Annotated in this window: 11 protein-coding genes and 1 pseudogene; 7 read left to right on the top strand and 5 right to left on the bottom strand. The window is 70.1% G+C overall.

Features of this window, described 5'->3' with window-relative positions:
* Positions 1–67 precede the first annotated feature (67 nt).
* Positions 68–1294, top strand: coding sequence for a UbiH/UbiF family hydroxylase (locus FF100_RS29150; RefSeq protein WP_246102510.1), 1227 nt, complete (start codon positions 68–70; stop codon positions 1292–1294).
* 134 nt (positions 1295–1428) lie between these two features.
* Here the strand turns inward: FF100_RS29150 and FF100_RS29145 are convergent, their stop codons facing one another.
* The gene (locus FF100_RS29145) at positions 1429–2652 is read right to left on the bottom strand and encodes a patatin-like phospholipase family protein (RefSeq protein WP_139039297.1); all 1224 of its coding nucleotides are present in this window, start codon (positions 2650–2652) and stop codon (positions 1429–1431) included.
* A gap of 613 nt (positions 2653–3265) precedes the next feature.
* Between FF100_RS29145 and FF100_RS29140 the strand changes: the two genes are divergently transcribed.
* Together FF100_RS29140 and hspQ are read left to right on the top strand one after the other, a co-directional pair.
* Positions 3266–4321 (top strand): HpcH/HpaI aldolase/citrate lyase family protein, encoded by a 1056-nt coding sequence (locus FF100_RS29140; protein WP_139039295.1) that lies wholly within the window; start codon positions 3266–3268, stop codon positions 4319–4321.
* Positions 4322–4444: 123 nt separating this feature from the next.
* A complete protein-coding gene (gene hspQ, locus FF100_RS29135) occupies positions 4445–4810 on the top strand; it encodes a heat shock protein HspQ (RefSeq protein WP_139039385.1) in 366 nt (121 codons plus the stop codon).
* A 273-nt stretch (positions 4811–5083) separates the two neighbouring features.
* Here hspQ and FF100_RS29130 read toward each other — a convergent pair whose 3' ends face one another.
* Positions 5084–5830: an invasion associated locus B family protein gene (locus FF100_RS29130; protein ID WP_139039293.1), complete on the bottom strand. Its 747-nt coding sequence runs from the start codon at positions 5828–5830 to the stop codon at positions 5084–5086.
* Between the two features lie 316 nt (positions 5831–6146).
* Between FF100_RS29130 and FF100_RS29125 the strand changes: the two genes are divergently transcribed.
* Together FF100_RS29125 and FF100_RS29120 are read left to right on the top strand one after the other, a co-directional pair.
* Positions 6147–7481 (top strand): AMP-binding protein, encoded by a 1335-nt coding sequence (locus tag FF100_RS29125; RefSeq protein ID WP_246102503.1) that lies wholly within the window; start codon positions 6147–6149, stop codon positions 7479–7481.
* A gap of 198 nt (positions 7482–7679) precedes the next feature.
* Positions 7680–8024 carry a hypothetical protein gene (locus FF100_RS29120; RefSeq protein ID WP_139039381.1) on the top strand — a complete coding sequence of 115 codons (345 nt, stop codon included), beginning with the start codon at positions 7680–7682 and terminating at the stop codon, positions 8022–8024.
* Between the two features lie 210 nt (positions 8025–8234).
* On the opposite strand, the gene recG is transcribed toward FF100_RS29120, so the two are convergent.
* Complete coding sequence (recG, locus tag FF100_RS29115) at positions 8235–10349, bottom strand: ATP-dependent DNA helicase RecG (protein ID WP_139039291.1); 2115 nt, start codon at positions 10347–10349, stop codon at positions 8235–8237.
* A gap of 166 nt (positions 10350–10515) precedes the next feature.
* Between recG and FF100_RS29110 the strand changes: the two genes are divergently transcribed.
* Positions 10516–10812, top strand: coding sequence for an FAD assembly factor SdhE (locus FF100_RS29110; protein ID WP_139039289.1), 297 nt, complete (start codon positions 10516–10518; stop codon positions 10810–10812).
* Between the two features lie 125 nt (positions 10813–10937).
* Entirely contained in the window at positions 10938–14552 is a 3615-nt protein-coding gene (mfd, locus tag FF100_RS29105) for a transcription-repair coupling factor (RefSeq protein WP_139039288.1), read from the top strand.
* 247 nt (positions 14553–14799) lie between these two features.
* Here mfd and FF100_RS29100 read toward each other — a convergent pair whose 3' ends face one another.
* Positions 14800–15558: a hypothetical protein gene (locus FF100_RS29100; protein WP_139039286.1), complete on the bottom strand. Its 759-nt coding sequence runs from the start codon at positions 15556–15558 to the stop codon at positions 14800–14802.
* Between the two features lie 225 nt (positions 15559–15783).
* Positions 15784–15899: pseudogene (locus tag FF100_RS29095) on the bottom strand (IS5/IS1182 family transposase); the annotation flags it as partial.

Genomic DNA, 15899 nt, shown 5'->3' with positions numbered 1-15899 from the left:
GGCCCGGGATGGCGGACCGGCCCTGCATGACCCAGATCCCCCCGACGCGTGCGCGAGGACCCGTTCCGTGAGCCAGACAGCCGAGCCGAATCCCCGAGAGCCCCATTCCGAGGGGGGCCTCTACGACGTGGCGGTGGTCGGCGCCGGCGCGGTCGGCCTCGCGGCGGCCCTGGCGCTCGCCCGCGACGGGGTGCGGACCGTGCTGGTCGGCCGCCACGCCCCCGTGGCCGACGGGCGCACCGTGGCGCTCCTCGACGGCTCGGTGCGGCTGCTGCGGGCGCTCGGCGCCTGGGAGGCCCTGGAGCCGCAGGCCGCCCCCCTCGCCGAGATGCACCTGATCGACGATACCGGCAGCCTGTTCCGTCCACCGCCGGCCCGCTTCGTCGCCCGCGAGATCGGCCTCGACGCTTTCGGCTGGAACATCGAGAGCGCCCGCCTCGTCGAGGCCCTGCGCGCCCGCGCCCGCGCGGTGCCGGACCTGACGCTGGTCGAGCATGACGCCGCCGGCCGCACCTTGGAGGCCGACCGGGCCGTGCTGGCGCTGGAGGGCGGCGGGGGCGTGGCGGCCCGCCTCGTCGTCGCGGCCGATGGCGGCCTCTCTCCCTTGCGCGAGGCGGCGGGCCTGAGCGCCCGGCGCTGGACCTACCCGCAGAAGGCCCTGACCACGATCCTCGCCCATGCCCGTGACCACCGCGAGGTCTCGACCGAGTTCCACACCCGCGAGGGGCCCTTCACCCTGGTGCCGCTGCCGGGCGGGCGCCGCTCCAGCCTGGTCTGGGTCTCGGCCGAGGCCCGGGCGGAGGCCTTGAGTGCCCTCGACGACGCGGCGCTGGCCCGGGCGATCGAGCGGCAGGCGCAGTCGATGCTGGGCGCGATGCGGATCGACGGGCCGCGGGGCCTGGTGCCGATGCGCGGCCTGTCGGTGCCGCGCCCGGTCGGGCCGCGGCTCGCGCTGGTCGGCGAGGCTGCCCATGTCTTCCCGCCGATCGGCGCGCAGGGGCTGAACCTCGGCCTTCGCGATGCCGCGGCGTTGCGCGACGCGGTCGTGGACGGGCGCGATCCTGGCGGCGACGCGGTGCTGTCGCGCTTCTCCCGCGACCGGGCGCTCGATGCCCGCCTGCGCACCACCGCGGTCGACACCCTCAACCGCAGCCTGCTCACCGCCTTCCTGCCGAGCGACCTCGCCCGCGGCGCCGGCTTGCTGGCCCTCTCGACCATCGCGCCGCTGCGGCGGCTGGTGATGCGCGAGGGCGTGACCCCGCGGCTCGGGACGCCGACCCTGATGCGGGGGTGAGGCCCCCGACGGACGGGTTTGACGCCCCGTAACGCCGTCCGGGCTCCGCTGCGCGGCCCCGGACTGCCCTGGCGGTCGTCTGGCCTGGTGGTTCTCAGCTCCGCCGAGCCGACGAGCGGCGGATGTCCTGATGGTTACGGCGCGTTGCTCGCGCTCCGCCTCGTCGAGCTGGTGACCAGGCTGTCGGGCGACCAGTCGAAGGCGGTGCCGTCCCGCCCGAGCGTCTCGCCGTGGGCGAATAGGGCCCGCATGTAGCCCTGCTCGAACGGCGCCTGCGAGACCTGGCCGAAGCGCTGGTCGATGGTGGCGACGTGGAGCGGAAGTCCGGTGCGCGTCGCGAAGGCCTTGGTCACCGCGAGGGCGCCGGCGGTCTGGGCCTTGATCATCGCCGAGAGCGAGCGGCCGAGGATGCTCAGCATCGAGCGCTGGGCGACCTGGAAGTCCGGTGCCTGCGAGGTGTTGACGACGACGTAGACGGCCGGTGCCGGCAGGCGGTCCGCCGCGGGCGCCGCGCCCTCCACCTGCTCCAGCAGGGAGCGGCCGGGGGCGACGAAGAACGGCGCCGTGGCGCCGCCATCGGCGTGCATCTCCTGGAATCGCTTGGCCCCGGGGCCGACCGATTCGATCATCACCGGCGGGAAGATGCCGGGGATCGCCGCCGAGGCCAGCATCACCTCGCGGAACAGCTTGAGCCCGGCAGGACCGCCGGCTTGCGCGATCGCGCCCATGTCCCACAGGGTCGGGCGCAGGGAATCGAGCTCGGTGGTGACGACGAGGAGGCGCCGTCCCTTGCGGTGCTCCGCCGCCACCGCGGCGAGCAGGTCCGGCGTGACGCTGCGCTCGATGCCGCGCTTGAGCGGCCAGGTGTCGGTCAGGCTCTCCTGGCCGCCGCCGAACTCGAACACGTCCGCCGCCGAGGTTTCGGTATACGCCTTCTCCAGGGCCGCATCCCCCGACGCGCCGATGAAGGCGAAGGGGGCGATCAGCGCGCCGGTCGAGACGCCGGTGACGATGCCGAAATCCGGCCGGGTGCCGGCCCGGGTCCAGCCCTTGAGCAGGCCGGCCGCGAAGGCGCCATTCTCGCCGCCGCCGGAGAGCGCCAGCCAGGGCGCGCGCGAGGCCATCGCGGCGCCGTCGAGGAAGGCCTTGAACGCCGCCGGGTCGTCGCCCGGCACCCGCACCGAGGCGGGCAGCCCCTCCGGCCGCGCCGCCGCGAGATCCGCCGCCGTGAAGCTCGCCCGCACGGTCGAGCGCTGCCGGTCGGCCACCGTGCCGGCCTGGGCGGGCATCGTCGCGCCGAGGGCGAGTGCCACCACCGCGGCGCCGGCCAGCCCGCGCCGATTCCACTGTCGGGACATCGTGATCGTCCTCATGTCCTCCGCCGCCCGCCTTGCCCGATGAACGCCGGGTATGCACCGGCGTTCCATGCTGCACGTGCGAAACGGCACGGGCGCATAGGTCTTCGCCGGATTCTCGCCAGGTCACGGCGTGACGGCCCGCGGCCGGTGATCAATCCGGCCCCCGCGCCGTCCGGGATCTTCTGTCCCCTGCCAGCCCTCGCGATGATATCTTCAAAATCGAAAACGGCAAGTCGACAGGGCGTGAATTGACGGGTGACTTGCGGTTTCACCTCGGGACAGTCCGGAAGACAAGTCATGACAGGTTTTGGGGCCTCCCGGTGGGGGGAGGCCGCGGGACGATGCCTCGAAAGCGGGAGCCGTCCCTACATCCTCGGGATGATGCGCCGCGATGGTCTTTCGGCCCCGCGATGGGCGTTCCGATGTCCCGACCGGGGGGCACCAGGCGGGCGAGCCCGGCGCGGAACCGAGGGCGCGACGGCCCGGGAGCACGACCATCTGCCGAGACGCCGCCCCTTTACGGCCGCGCCGCCCCTGCTCTACCCCTCCGTCACGATCGGGCCTTCTCGCGATCCGGGAGGCCGGCCGTGCCGGAAGGTTGGAGAAACGCCCCATGAAACTGCCGCGCCGCTTCTTCCAGCCCCTGGCCACCGGGGCGCCGGCCCCCTTCCGCGAGCTGCCGGTCCGGCTCGAGCGGATGATCCACTTCGTGCCGCCGCACAACGACAAGGTCCGGGCCCGGGTGCCGGACCTGGCGACCCAGGTCGACGTGGTGCTCGGCAACCTCGAGGACGCGGTCCCCGCCGACCAGAAGCTGAACGCCCGCAAGGGCTTCATCGCCATGGCGCGGGACACCGACTTCGCCGCCCACGGCACCGGCCTGTGGACCCGCGTCAACGCCCTCAACAGCCCGTGGCTGCTCGACGACCTGATCGAGATCGTCGCCGAGGTCGGAAACAAGCTCGACGTCGTGATGGTGCCGAAGGTCGAGGGGCCGTGGGACATCCACTACGTCGACCAGCTTCTCGCCCAGCTCGAGGCCCGGGCCGGCGTAAGCAAGCCGATCCTGGTCCACGCCATCCTGGAGACCGCGGAGGGCGTCGCCAACGTCGATGCCATCGCCTGCGCCTCGCCGCGCATGCACGGGATGAGCCTGGGACCTGCCGACCTCGCGGCGTCCCGCGGCATGAAGACCACCCGGGTCGGCGGCGGCCATCCCGATTACCGGGTCATCGCCGATCCGACGCCCGGCTCGTCGGAGCGATCGAGCGTGCAGCAGGACCTCTGGCACTACACCATCGCCCGCATGGTCGATGCCTGCCAGGCCAACGGCATCAAGGCGTTCTACGGCCCGTTCGGCGACTTCTCCGATGCGGCGGCCTGCGAGGTGCAGTTCCGCAACGCCTTCCTGATGGGCTGCGCCGGGGCCTGGACCCTGCATCCGAGCCAGGTCGCCATCGCGAAGGGCGTCTTCGCGCCCGATCCGGGCGAGGTCGCCTTCGCCAAGCGCATCCTGGAGGCGATGCCTGACGGCACCGGTGCGGTGATGCTCGACGGCAAGATGCAGGACGACGCCACCTGGAAGCAGGCCAGCGTGATCGTGGACCTCGCCCGGCTCGTCGCCGCCAAGGATCCCGACCTCGCCCGCGCCTACGGCCTGGACGCCTGACGCTCCCGGCATCGTGAGACCCCGGAGGCGGGACATGCATCGCGCGAAGGCCTCGCGCCGGTGCAAACCCGCCCCCGTCATCCTATGTTGACGACCATGCCTCTCGGACAGACCTTCTCCGCCATGCCCGCCCCGCAGCCCGACGCCGCGCCGTCCGGCGCGGTCATCCGCCTCGCCAAGTTCAACATCGGCGACGTGGTGCGCCACCGAATCTACCCGTTCCGCGGCATCATCTTCGATGTCGATCCGGTCTTCGCCAACACCGAGGAATGGTGGCAGGCGATCCCCGAGGAGGTGCGGCCGTCCAAGGACCAGCCGTTCTACCACCTGCTCGCCGAGAACCAGGAGACCGAGTACGTCGCCTACGTCTCCGAGCAGAACCTGGTGCCCGACCGCTCGGGCGAAGCCCTGCGCCACGCCCGCATCGCCGAGATCTTCGAGCGCGACGCGGAGGGCGGGTACCGCATGCGGAGCGACGCGGCGAATTGAGGCGCTGCGCCTTCCCCTCTCCCTGTGGGGACAGGGGAAGGTGCGATGCTCTTCGACCGGTCGGTTTGAGCCACGAACAAAGAAGGGCCGGGCGTCGCCGCCCGGCCCTTGCTGCATCCCGCCGCGGGCGAGCCCGCGGCGTGACGCCCAATCCTTATACCCTCGCACCTTGGCATCGACACGTCGATGCCAAGGTGTCCGGCGCATCAGCGCCGGCGCCCGTTCGGGCCCGCCTTGCGCCTTCGAACGGATCCGTTCGAAGGCGCGGCGGTATTACTTGGCCGGAGCCGCCGCCGCCGCCGGGGCGCCGCCCTTCTCGAGCTGCTTGCGCATCTCCTCGGAGCGCTTCTCGAGCTCGGCCTGGAGCTTCTTCTGCTGCTCCTCGAGCACCTTCGGGTCGATCGGGGCGCCGTCGAAGGCCTTGCCGAAGCCGGCCAGCGGCACCGCGAAGGTGACCTCGCGCTGCATCTGGTTCTGCACGCTGACGTTCAGGGTCGTGCCCTTCTTCATCGCGGCGACCACGTCGTCCTTCAGGCCGGGGGCCTCGGCGAAGCAGCCGTTCGGGAAGCAGACGGCGTAGCGGCCGGGGGTCGGCTGGCCGTTATCGACCGTGAAGCGGATGCCGGGCTGCAGCAGCAGGCCGAGCGGCATCAGGAAGCGCACGACCTTGGTGCCCTGCGGGCCCTTCATGTCGTAGACCGCGACGGCCAGCACCGCCTGGCCCTGGTCGGAGACGAAGTCGCGGGTGGTGTAGCAGACCTCGTTGCCGCTGCCCTGGTCCTTGCCGCAGACCTTGGTCCAGTCGGCCTGGGACGGCTCCGCCTTCACCTGCACGACCATCGGGCCGGTCTGCTGCTGCTGGGCAGCGGGAGCGGCCTGGGCCGGGGCGGCCGGCGCGGGAGCGGCGGGCTTCTTGGGCTGGGCGAGCGCCGGGGCGGCCGCGAGACCGAGCCCGAGGCCGGCCAGGGCGAAGGCGATGGCGGCCTGGTTCGGGCGCGCGGGACGATTCGCGAAGAACATCAGGAGTGGACCCCTCAAGCGGCAGGAACGCCGAACGGCAAGAACGTCGGTGGCCGGTGGCGCGGGATCCCGCGGGGCGGGGGCGCCGACAGCTGGCGGAGCGCGGCCGAAGGGCTCCGCCCGGCCTCCGGGGCGCCTGCTTTCCCCCGGATTGAGGCGAAGGCAAGGCCTCGCGGCCGCCGACTGAGGGCCCCTTAACCGATCCCTTCGCCGACCGCGAGGGGGCCGCAGAGTTAAAACGCCCTTAACCATGCGGGGTCAGGATGCCCGGTGGGGTCAGGGCGACGGGGTGACGGCGGTGGCGGCTCAGGCGACGATGAGACGAGACGACGCGTCGTCCCTGCTGCGCGATCCGGGGCTGCCGGGCCGCGAGGCGCCGGTGACCGCCGGGATATCCGGCGCCGCGATGGGGCTCGGCGCGCTGCTGGCCGCCGTCGCCGACCGGCACCCCGCCCGCATCGCCCTCGTCGACCAGGCGAGCAAGCCGGCCTGGTGCGGCCGGCCCGCCATCGCCTGGACCTTCGCCGCCGCCCGCGAGATCGTCGCCCGCCTGGCCGAGGGCCTGCAACAGCTGCGGCTGCCGCCGAAGAGTCCCGTCGGCCTGTGCATGGCCGGCATGGCCGAGGCGCATCTCGCCTTCCTGGCGATCGAGCAGGCCGGTCACGTCCCGTGCCTGCTGCCGGTCACCTGGGACGAGGACCGGCTTCTCCAGGCGGTCGAGGCGGCGCAGGTTCTCGCCGTCCTGACGCAGGGCGTTCTCGGCAGCGAGCGGCCGGCCGAGACGCTGTGCCGGGTCGCGATGCGCTACTTCCCCCTCCGCTTCATCGCCGCCTTCGGGCCGCACGTGCCCGACGGCGTGATCAGCCTCGACCAGGTCGTGCTCGACCACCGGGGCGACGCCGCCGCGCTCGGCACCGGCCCGGCCGCCGGCCTCGTGACCTTCGCGCTGCCCGGGAGCGGGCCGGCGCGGCTCGCCGGCCCGCCCTCCGAGCCCGAGGGCGCGCCGCTCGCGATGCGGCGCGAGGCCGAGGCGTTGACCGCGGCGGCCGCCTCCTGCCTGGTGCCGCTGCGGGTCGAGCCGGGGGAGCGGATCCTGAGCCTGCTGCCGCCGAGCGACCTGAAGGGCCTCGCCACCGGCCTCACCGCCGCCCTGCTCGCGGGGGCGACCCTGGAATGCCACCCGGTCTTCGACGCGGGCGCTCTCTCGGCCGCCCTCGACCAGCCGGTGCCGACCCACCTGATCGCCCCGGCCTGGATGGAGGCGGGCTTTGCCCGCACCACCGTGCCGGGCCGCCTGCGCACCCTCGCCTATCTCCACCGGGCGCCCTGCCGCCTCAGCGGCCGGCTGCCGGGGCGCGCCGGCGTGGTGGACATCGTGGCCTTCGACGAGACCGCCCTGCTCTGCGGCCGGCGCGACGCCCAGGATGTCGGCCTCGTGCTCGCCGCGCCGGAGCGGGCCGGTGCCGAGCGGACCGGCCTGATCCAGCTGCGCCGCGATCCCGACGGGCGCCTGAGCTTCCGCGGGCCGGCCTGCGAGGTCCGCATGTTGCGCCGCGGCATCACCGTGGATGAAAATTCTGACGGATGGATGCCCTCGCGCTTCCGGGCCTCGCTCTTCGCCGGTGTCGCCACCGCCCTCACGGAGGTCTAACAGCTCGCCGGCAAATTTTTCGCCTCTCGGTGGCACTCGAAAATCCATGATCGATCAAGGGCTTATGGTAAGGCGCGTGGTCCTCGCCCCGGATGCCCGACCAGGCCTCGCGCTGCGGCAGGGGTGAACCTTCGTCGGCTCACAGCGTTACTGCCCCGGTGCCTTCACGAGAGGCACGCGATCGGCTAACGCTTGACCATGGGTGCGCTGCAAAAAGTTCTCGTCGTCGACGATGGCCACCGCGCCGTCGACCGGGCCCTCTCCGCCGAGCTGGCCGAGCTGGGCTATGCCAGCGTCACCGCCTCGCTCGAGGCGGCGGACGACGTCCTGGCGATGATGCCTCGCCCCGCGGCGGTGCTGCTGCACGTCCCGCCGCGCGACACCGGCGGAGCGTTCCGGCTCCTGTCGGAGCGCCTGCGCGAGCAGATGCGCGGCGCCGGCGTCCCGGTGATCGAGGTCGACGCCGTGGGCCAGCAGAGCGGCGCCCCGATCGACCTGCAGAGCCGCATCGGCACGCGGGTGCTGAACGAGCCGGAATTCTAGGCCGGTCCCTTTTCCGCGACGGGTTCGAAACCCTGGGCGTCATTCCGGTGCCGCAGACGCGGAGCCGGGACTCCGGACGCGCCGATGCCGCAGAACCATGCGGCACGCCGTCTGTCATTCCCCGAACCATCCGCGGTTCCGGGCTCCGCTGCGCGGCCCCGCGATGACGGGGTGGGGTCCCAGGGTCATCGGTGGACCAGGGCGCCCCCTTCACCCCGCCTGCAGCAGCTTCACCGCCGCATCGCGCTCGAACAGGTAGAGCAGCGCCCGCAGGGCCTGCCCCCGCTCCGACTTCAGCCCCGGATCACGCTCGACGATCAGCCTCGCATCGTCCCGTGCCGCGACGATCAGGTCTCCGTCCGCCTCGGGCCGGGCGAGGCGGAAGGCGGCGAGGCCCGACTGGCGGGTGCCCAGCACCTCGCCCTCGCCGCGCAGGCGCAGGTCTTCCTCGGCGATGCGGAAGCCGTCCTCGGTCTCGCGCATCATCTCGAGCCGGGCGCGGGAGACCTGGCCGAGCGGCCCCTTGAACAGCAGGAGGCAGGTCGAGGCGCCCGACCCCCGCCCGACCCGTCCGCGCAGCTGGTGCAATTGCGCCAGGCCGAAGCGCTCGGCGTGCTCGATCACCATGACGGTGGCCTGCGGCACGTCCACGCCGACCTCGACCACCGTGGTCGAGACCAGGATCTTGGTGTCTCCGACGACGAAGCGCTCCATCGCCTCGTCCTTGTCCTTGCCCGGCATCTTGCCGTGGACGAGGCCGACCGCGTCGCCGAAGCGCTCGCGCAGGGCCGAAAAGCGCTCCTCGGCCGCCGCGAGGTCGACGTATTCGGATTCGGCGACGAGCGGGCAGATCCAGTAGACCCGGTCGCCCTTGGCGAGCGCCCGCTCCAGGCCGAGGGTCACCTCCTCGATGCGGTCGGTCGAGACCAGCACGGTCTTGATCGGCTGGCGGCCGGCCGGCTTCTCGTCGAGGACCGAAACCTCCATGTCGCCGAAATAGGTCAGCGCCAGGGTGCGGGGGATCGGCGTCGCGGTCATCACCAGGATGTCGACCGCCTCGCCCTTGGCGCCCAGCGCCAGGCGCTGGTGGACGCCGAAGCGGTGCTGCTCGTCCACCACCGCGAGGCCGAGGTCGTGGAACGCCACGTCGTCCTGGAACAGGGCGTGGGTGCCGACGACGACGTGGATCGAGCCGTCGGCGAGGCCGGCCAGCGTCGTCCGGCGCTCCGCCACCCGGTCGCGGCCGGTGAGCAGCGCCAGCCGCAAGCCCGCCGCCTCCACCATCGGCCGCAGGCGCTCGGCGTGCTGGCGGGCCAGGATCTCGGTCGGCGCCATCATCGCCGCCTGGCGGCCCGCCTCGATCGCCGAGGCCATGGCGAGCAAGGCCACCGCGGTCTTGCCCGAGCCGACATCGCCCTGGAGCAGGCGCAGCATCCGCCGGTCGGAGCCCATGTCGCCGCGGATCTCGGCGAGCGCCCGGGTCTGCGCGCCGGTGAGCCCGAACGGCAGGGCCGCCTCGATCCGCCGCGACAGGGCGCCGTCGCCGACATTGGTCCGTCCCGCCGGGCGGTGCATCCGGCTGCGCACCAGCGCCAGCGCCAGTTGCGAGGCCAGCAGCTCGTCATAGGCGAGGCGGCGGCGCGCCGGGGTCTTCAGGTCGTCCTCGGTCTCCGCGGCCTCGGCGGGGCGGTGCTCGGTGCGCAGCGCATCGGCGAAGGCCGGCCAGCCCTGGCGGTCCAGCCATGAGCGGTCCTGCCACTCGGGCAGGATCGGCAGCCGGTCGAGGGCTGCGAGCGCGAGCTTGCCGATCGCCCGCGAGGTCAGCCCTTCGGTGGCGCCGTAGATCGGTTCCACCGCCGGCAGGTCGGCCAGCCCCTTCTCGTCGAGGATGCGCGACGGATGCACCATCTGGCGGAAGCCGTCCCACAGCTCGATCCGGCCGGAGACGTAGCGGTGGCTGCCGAGCGGCAGCATCTTCTCGATGCGGGCGCGGGGCAGGTTGAAGAACACCAGGGTGATGTCGCCGGTCTGGTCCTCGACCAGCACCCGGAACGGCTTTCGCCCGCCCCCCATCTGCGGCGGACGGTGGGCCACCACCGTGACGCCGAGCGTCACCGGCTCGCCGGGCGGCGCCTCGGCGATCGAGCCGCGCAGCTGCCGGGCGATGCCGCGCTGGGGCAGGTGGAACAGCAGGTCGACCACCCGGGCCGGGCGCTCCGGCGTGCCGACGAGCTTGTCGATCAGCACGGCGACCTTGGGACCGGCCCCCGGCAGCACGGTCGCGGGGGCGAACAGGGGATCGAGCAGGGAGGGACGCAGCGACATCGGGGCGGGAGCGGAGGAGAATCGGGGGCTCTATACACGACAGCGTCGCGCTTGCGGGCCTGCGGGTGTCGCAGGCTGCGGCGAGTCCCATATCAGTCCAGGGTTTCGCACCCGCGCCCCGGGCGGTAAAGCCGCTCCGGACCAGCCCGAGGATTTGTCTCAAGCGATGACCGGCACCACCCGCACCAGCGCCGACCTCGATCCGCGCCGCCGCCGCACGCTCTACCGCTCCTGGCACCGGGGCACCCGCGAGATGGACCTGATCATGGGCCGTTTCGCCGATGCCGAGATCGGCACGCTCACGGACGAGGAGCTGACCGATTTCGAGCTCCTGATCGAGGTGCCGGACCGCGACCTGTTCCGCTGGATCACCGACGAGACCGAGGTGCCGTCGAACTACGACACCGCGGTTTATCGCCGGATGAAGGCGTTCCATCAGCACGGGGCGCCGGTGGATTTATAATGTGGGCTTCCAGGTGAAGCGCGGGTCGACCCTCCCCCGCAGACGGGGGGAGGGTTCACCCCCATTCTGGAACGTTGACGATCCCACGCTCCTGCCCGCCCGTTCGAAGACCCGCTAAAGACCCGATGGCCAAGCCCGCCCCCAAGCCCGCCCCCAAGCCCCCCGCTCCGCCCGCCGCTCCGAAGAAGCCACCGGCCGCCCGCTTCGCCCTGCCGAAATCCGCCGCGCTGACCAGGGCCGTGGAGGCGCTGAAGGCCGGCGACAGCGCGACGCTGGCCCGGGTGCCGGACGGGTTCGACGCCCTGGTGGTGGCCGACCTCGCCCGGGCGCTCTCTCAGGTGTCGGAAGGACCCGCGGTGCTGGTCCACGTCGCCCGCGACGGCACCCGCTCGGCGGCCTTCGCCAGCGCGCTGTCCTTCGTGGCGCCGGAGATCGAGGTGATGAGCGTCCCGGCCTGGGACTGCCAGCCCTACGACCGGATCTCGCCCAATGCGGCCATCGCCGCGCAGCGGATGACCGCCCTGTCGCGGCTCGCCCGCACCCGCTCCTCGGCCGAGAAGCCGCGCATCCTCACCACCACGGTCAACGCCCTGGTGCAGCGCGTGCCGCCGAAGGCGCGCATCGCCGTCGAGACCTTCTCGGCCGCCCCCGGCAACGCCCTCGACACCGACCAGATCGTCGCCTGGCTCGAGGCCAACGGCTTCCTGCGCACCGGTACCGTGCGCGACACCGGCGAATACGCGGTGCGCGGCGGCATCATCGATCTGTCGCCGCCCGGCTTGGCCAATCCGGTCCGGCTCGACTTCTTCGGCGACACCCTCGAATCGATCCGCGCCTTCGATCCCGAGACCCAGCGCACCATCGGGCAGCTGCGCTCCCTCGACCTCGTGCCGATGAGCGAGGTGCAGCTCACCACCGAGACGATCCGGCGCTTCCGCCAGGGCTACGTCACCACCTTCGGCGCCGCGACCCGCGACGACCGGCTCTACGAGACGATCAGCGAGGGCCGGCGCTATGCCGGCCTCGAGCACTGGATGCCGCTGTTCTACGACCGCCTCGACACGCTGTTCGACTACGTCGCCGGCGTGCCGCTGGTCCTCGACCATCAGGTCGACGACGCGGTGGCCGAGCGCCTGTCCCAGGTGCAGGAGTATTACGACGCCCGCTGCGAGGCCCTGAAGGAGCGCCAGAGCGGCACCGCGCCCTATAAGCCGCTGAAGCCCGACGCGCTCTACCTGTCGCCGAACGAGTGGGCGAAGCGGATCGACGGGGCGACGGTCGCCCGCCTCGCGCCCTTCGACGTGCCGGAGGTCTCCGGGCGGCGCCTGATCGACTGCGAGGGCCTGCCCGGCCGCGACTTCGCCCCCGAGCGGGCGCAGGAGGGCGTCAACGTCTTCGATTCGGCCGTGAGCCACGTCCGCGACCTGCAAGGCGCCGGCCACCACGTCGTCCTGGCGGCGTGGTCCGAGGGCTCGCGCGACCGGCTTTGCGGCGTCCTGACCGAGCACGGCCTGCCGAAGCCGAAGAGCATCACGCGCCTCTCCGACATCCTGGCGATGAAGCGCGGCCAGGATATCGGCGTCGCGGTGTGGGGGCTGGAGGCCGGGTTCTCGGCGGGCCAGCTCGCCGTGGTGGCCGAGGGCGACATCCTCGGCGACCGGCTGGTGCGGCCGAAGCGCAAGGCGAAGCGCCCCCAGGACGTGATCCTGGAGGTGCAGGCGCTCGCCCCCGGCGACCTCGTGGTCCATGCCGATCACGGCATCGGCCGCTTCGTCGGCCTCAAGACCGTGACGGCGGCGGGCGCACCGCATGATTGCCTGGAGATCCAGTACAGCGGCGGCCTGCTGCTGCTGCCGGTCGAGAATATCGAGCTTCTCACCCGCTACGGCTCGGAGGATGCGGACGTCGCCCTCGACAAGCTCGGCGGCGGCGCCTGGCAGGCGCGCAAGGCCAAGCTCAAGCGCCGGATCATGGAGATGGCCGGCGCCCTCATCAAGGTCGCGGCCGAGCGGTTCCTGAAATCGGCGCCCAAGATGGCGCCGCCGGAGGGCACCTACGGCGAGTTCGCCGCCCGCTTCCCCTACGAGGAGACCGAGGACCAGGAAGCCGCGATCGCCGCGACGCTGGGCGACCTCACCTCGGGCCGGCCGATGGACCGGCTGGTCTGCGGCGATGTCGGCTTCGGCAAGACCGAGGTGGCGCTCCGCGCCGCCTTCGTCACCGCGCTCTCGGGCAAGCAGGTGGCGGTGGTGGTGCCGACCACGCTGCTCGCGCGCCAGCACGCCCGCACCTTCGAGGCCCGGTTCAAGGGCCTGCCGGTCAACGTGGCGCAAGCCTCCCGCTTCGTCGGCAATGCCGACCTGAAGAAGGTCCGGGAGGGCCTGGCCGACGGCTCGATCGACATCGTCGTCGGCACCCACGCGCTGCTCGCCAAGAACATCGTCTTCAAGGATCTCGGCCTCATCATCATCGACGAGGAGCAGCATTTCGGCGTCGCCCACAAGGAGCGGCTGAAGGCGCTGAAATCCGAGGTCCACGTGCTGACCCTGTCGGCGACGCCGATCCCGCGCACGCTGCAGCTCGCCATGACCGGGGTGCGCGAGCTCTCGATCATCGCGACGCCGCCGGTCGACCGGCTCGCGGTCCGCACCTTCGTGATGCCGTTCGATCCGCTCTCGATCCGCGAGGCGCTGCTGCGCGAGCGCTACCGCGGCGGCCAGGCCTTCTACGTCGTGCCGCGCATCGAGCACCTGGAGGAGGTCAAGCGCTTCCTCGACCGCGAGGTGCCCGAGGCCAAGGTGGCGGTCGCCCACGGCCAGATGGCGGCGGGCCAGCTCGAGGACGTGATGACGGCCTTCTACGAGGGCCAGTACGACATCCTGCTCGCCACCACGATCGTCGAATCCGGCCTCGACATCCCGACCGCCAACACCCTGATCGTCCATCGCGCCGACATGTTCGGCCTCGCCCAGCTCTACCAGCTGCGCGGCCGCGTCGGCCGATCCAAGGCCCGGGCCTATGCCCTGTTCACCACGCCGGAGGGCAAGACCCTGACGGTGCAGGCGGAGCGGCGCCTCTCCGTGCTGCAATCCCTCGACACGCTCGGGGCCGGCTTCCAGCTCGCCAGCCACGACCTCGACATCCGCGGCGCCGGCAACCTGCTCGGCGACGAGCAGTCCGGCCACGTCAAGGAGGTCGGCTACGAACTCTACCAGCAGATGCTGGAGAGCGCGGTGGCGGCGCTCAAGTCCGGCAACGCGCTCCCGACCGACGAGCAATGGTCGCCGACCATCGCGCTCGGCGCGCCGGTCACGATGCCGGAGGAGTACGTCTCGGATCTCTCGGTGCGGCTCGGCCTCTACCGCCGCCTCGCGACGCTCGAGAACGACCGCGAACTCGAGAGCTTCGGCGCCGAGATGATCGACCGCTTCGGCCCGATGCCGCCGGAGGTGGAAGAACTGCTGAAGATCGTGACGATCAAGATCCTGTGCCGCGAGACCAACGTCGAGAAGGTCGAGGCCGGCCCGAAGGGCATCGTCATGCATTTCCGCGACCGGTCCTTCGCCAACCCGGCCAAGCTCGCCGGCTACATCGCCGACCAGCGCTCCTTCGCCAAGGTGCGCCCGGACATGAGCGTGGTCTTCATCCGTGATCTCGCCACGGTGGCGGAGCGGTTGAAGGAGACCACCGCGATCCTGCGGGATTTGGTGAAGCTGATCACGCGGAAGAAGGCCGCGTGAGACAACAAGAGAGACGGTCGAAATCCGTCTCTCTTTCCGATGCAGGGGTGACGAGCCACTACGCTCTGTAGATACGTGTAAATATCATGGTGTGGCATTTAATTTATAAGATATAAAATTACGATCTTTATTATCGAATATAAATTGTGCGATTTATGATTTTGCTTCAATTTCGTCCAAGCTAAGAAGCTTGAATTTTGCCAAGAAACCCAAAAGCCCTATGCCCCACGTATAAACGATAGTCCCTTCAGATTGTTTTTTTGTATATGTAGTCGGTATTTTGGGTATAATTAAGCATATTTCCCTCAAACTTTCCATCTTTATACATATCATACGAAACGCCTATGTAATCAAGCCCGGCCTCGTCCTCAGGACGACTGAAAGTTATATTTCCTGTGTCAATTGCATGTTGTAGAGACATTTGAACTTGATAGGCAAATCTTGTTGTTTCCAGGGTGTCTCGCCCTACCAGCGTGCGATTATCGACGTTCGATAAGGCAAATTTAGTATTTACATTATTAAACGCCTCCTCATAGTATTGGTAGTTTTCCACTACGCCATTATCTGGCAGCATCAAATCCAGGCTCTTCCGCGCTGCCGCTTCAAAAGCCTCCGACGATAGTTTCGGGGCATGGTGTGCTACCCAGCCATTCGCTCCCAAGCCGCGCATGAAGGCCTCGTCCTTGGCCGAAATAGGTTGGTGCAGCATGCTGTCCGGCAGCTCAAGGTACGGCGCGGGTGCCACAAACTGCATGGCAAACCGGTCGGTTGGCGTCATCGATGCCAGATCGTCGGCAGTCGTATGCCTGTCGAGTCGCTTAAGATTTGCAATTGCATCGAATGTTCTGGTCGATGTGAGCTTGATCGCCTTTGACGTCGTATCGAGAGCCGTAGCGGCTTCTTTCGGAGACGGTTGTTCAGATGTGGCTATGATTTTATTGAGCAGTGTGAGCGCAATCGCGCTTGATGTCATCTTCGCGCCAGAGGTTGCGCTCGCCGAAATCATCTGACGCCCCTCAAATATGTATTGGAGAAGGTGCTTGGGTGCGATGGTTGCATCTAATTATTTCTAATTTTTTCTTAAGTCCTGCCGCTTTCTATGATCTTACGACAATATTGGATCATTTATTGGCACGACATTATGGATCGATCCATAATTTAGAAAATACATGATTGCGATGATCTCCGGAGGCGTGCCGAAGTGGCAGATAAACCGTGAGATTTAGAGCGCCTAACAGAACCGCCTGATCTGGCGGAGGGTGATGAGGCTTGCCTGCAGGAACGTGAAGGCCTCGTAGATGTCGGCGCGGCGTTCGTAGCGGACGGGCAAGCGGCGGGCGCGGTTGA

It is taken from the genome of Methylobacterium terricola (assembly GCF_006151805.1).
Taxonomy (GTDB): Bacteria; Pseudomonadota; Alphaproteobacteria; order Rhizobiales; family Beijerinckiaceae; genus Methylobacterium; species Methylobacterium terricola.
This window is presented reverse-complemented; position numbering and strand designations above follow the sequence as displayed.

Coding starts and splice junctions, on each gene's coding strand:
- FF100_RS29145 (WP_139039297.1), bottom strand. CDS start 2,652: ATGTCCCGACAGTGGAATCGGCGCGGGCTGGCCGGCGCCGCGGTGGTG.
- FF100_RS29140 (WP_139039295.1), top strand. CDS start 3,266: ATGAAACTGCCGCGCCGCTTCTTCCAGCCCCTGGCCACCGGGGCGCCG.
- hspQ (WP_139039385.1), top strand. CDS start 4,445: ATGCCCGCCCCGCAGCCCGACGCCGCGCCGTCCGGCGCGGTCATCCGC.
- FF100_RS29130 (WP_139039293.1), bottom strand. CDS start 5,830: ATGTTCTTCGCGAATCGTCCCGCGCGCCCGAACCAGGCCGCCATCGCC.
- FF100_RS29125 (WP_246102503.1), top strand. CDS start 6,147: ATGAGACGAGACGACGCGTCGTCCCTGCTGCGCGATCCGGGGCTGCCG.
- FF100_RS29120 (WP_139039381.1), top strand. CDS start 7,680: ATGGGTGCGCTGCAAAAAGTTCTCGTCGTCGACGATGGCCACCGCGCC.
- recG (WP_139039291.1), bottom strand. CDS start 10,349: ATGTCGCTGCGTCCCTCCCTGCTCGATCCCCTGTTCGCCCCCGCGACC.
- FF100_RS29110 (WP_139039289.1), top strand. CDS start 10,516: ATGACCGGCACCACCCGCACCAGCGCCGACCTCGATCCGCGCCGCCGC.
- mfd (WP_139039288.1), top strand. CDS start 10,938: ATGGCCAAGCCCGCCCCCAAGCCCGCCCCCAAGCCCCCCGCTCCGCCC.
- FF100_RS29100 (WP_139039286.1), bottom strand. CDS start 15,558: ATGATTTCGGCGAGCGCAACCTCTGGCGCGAAGATGACATCAAGCGCG.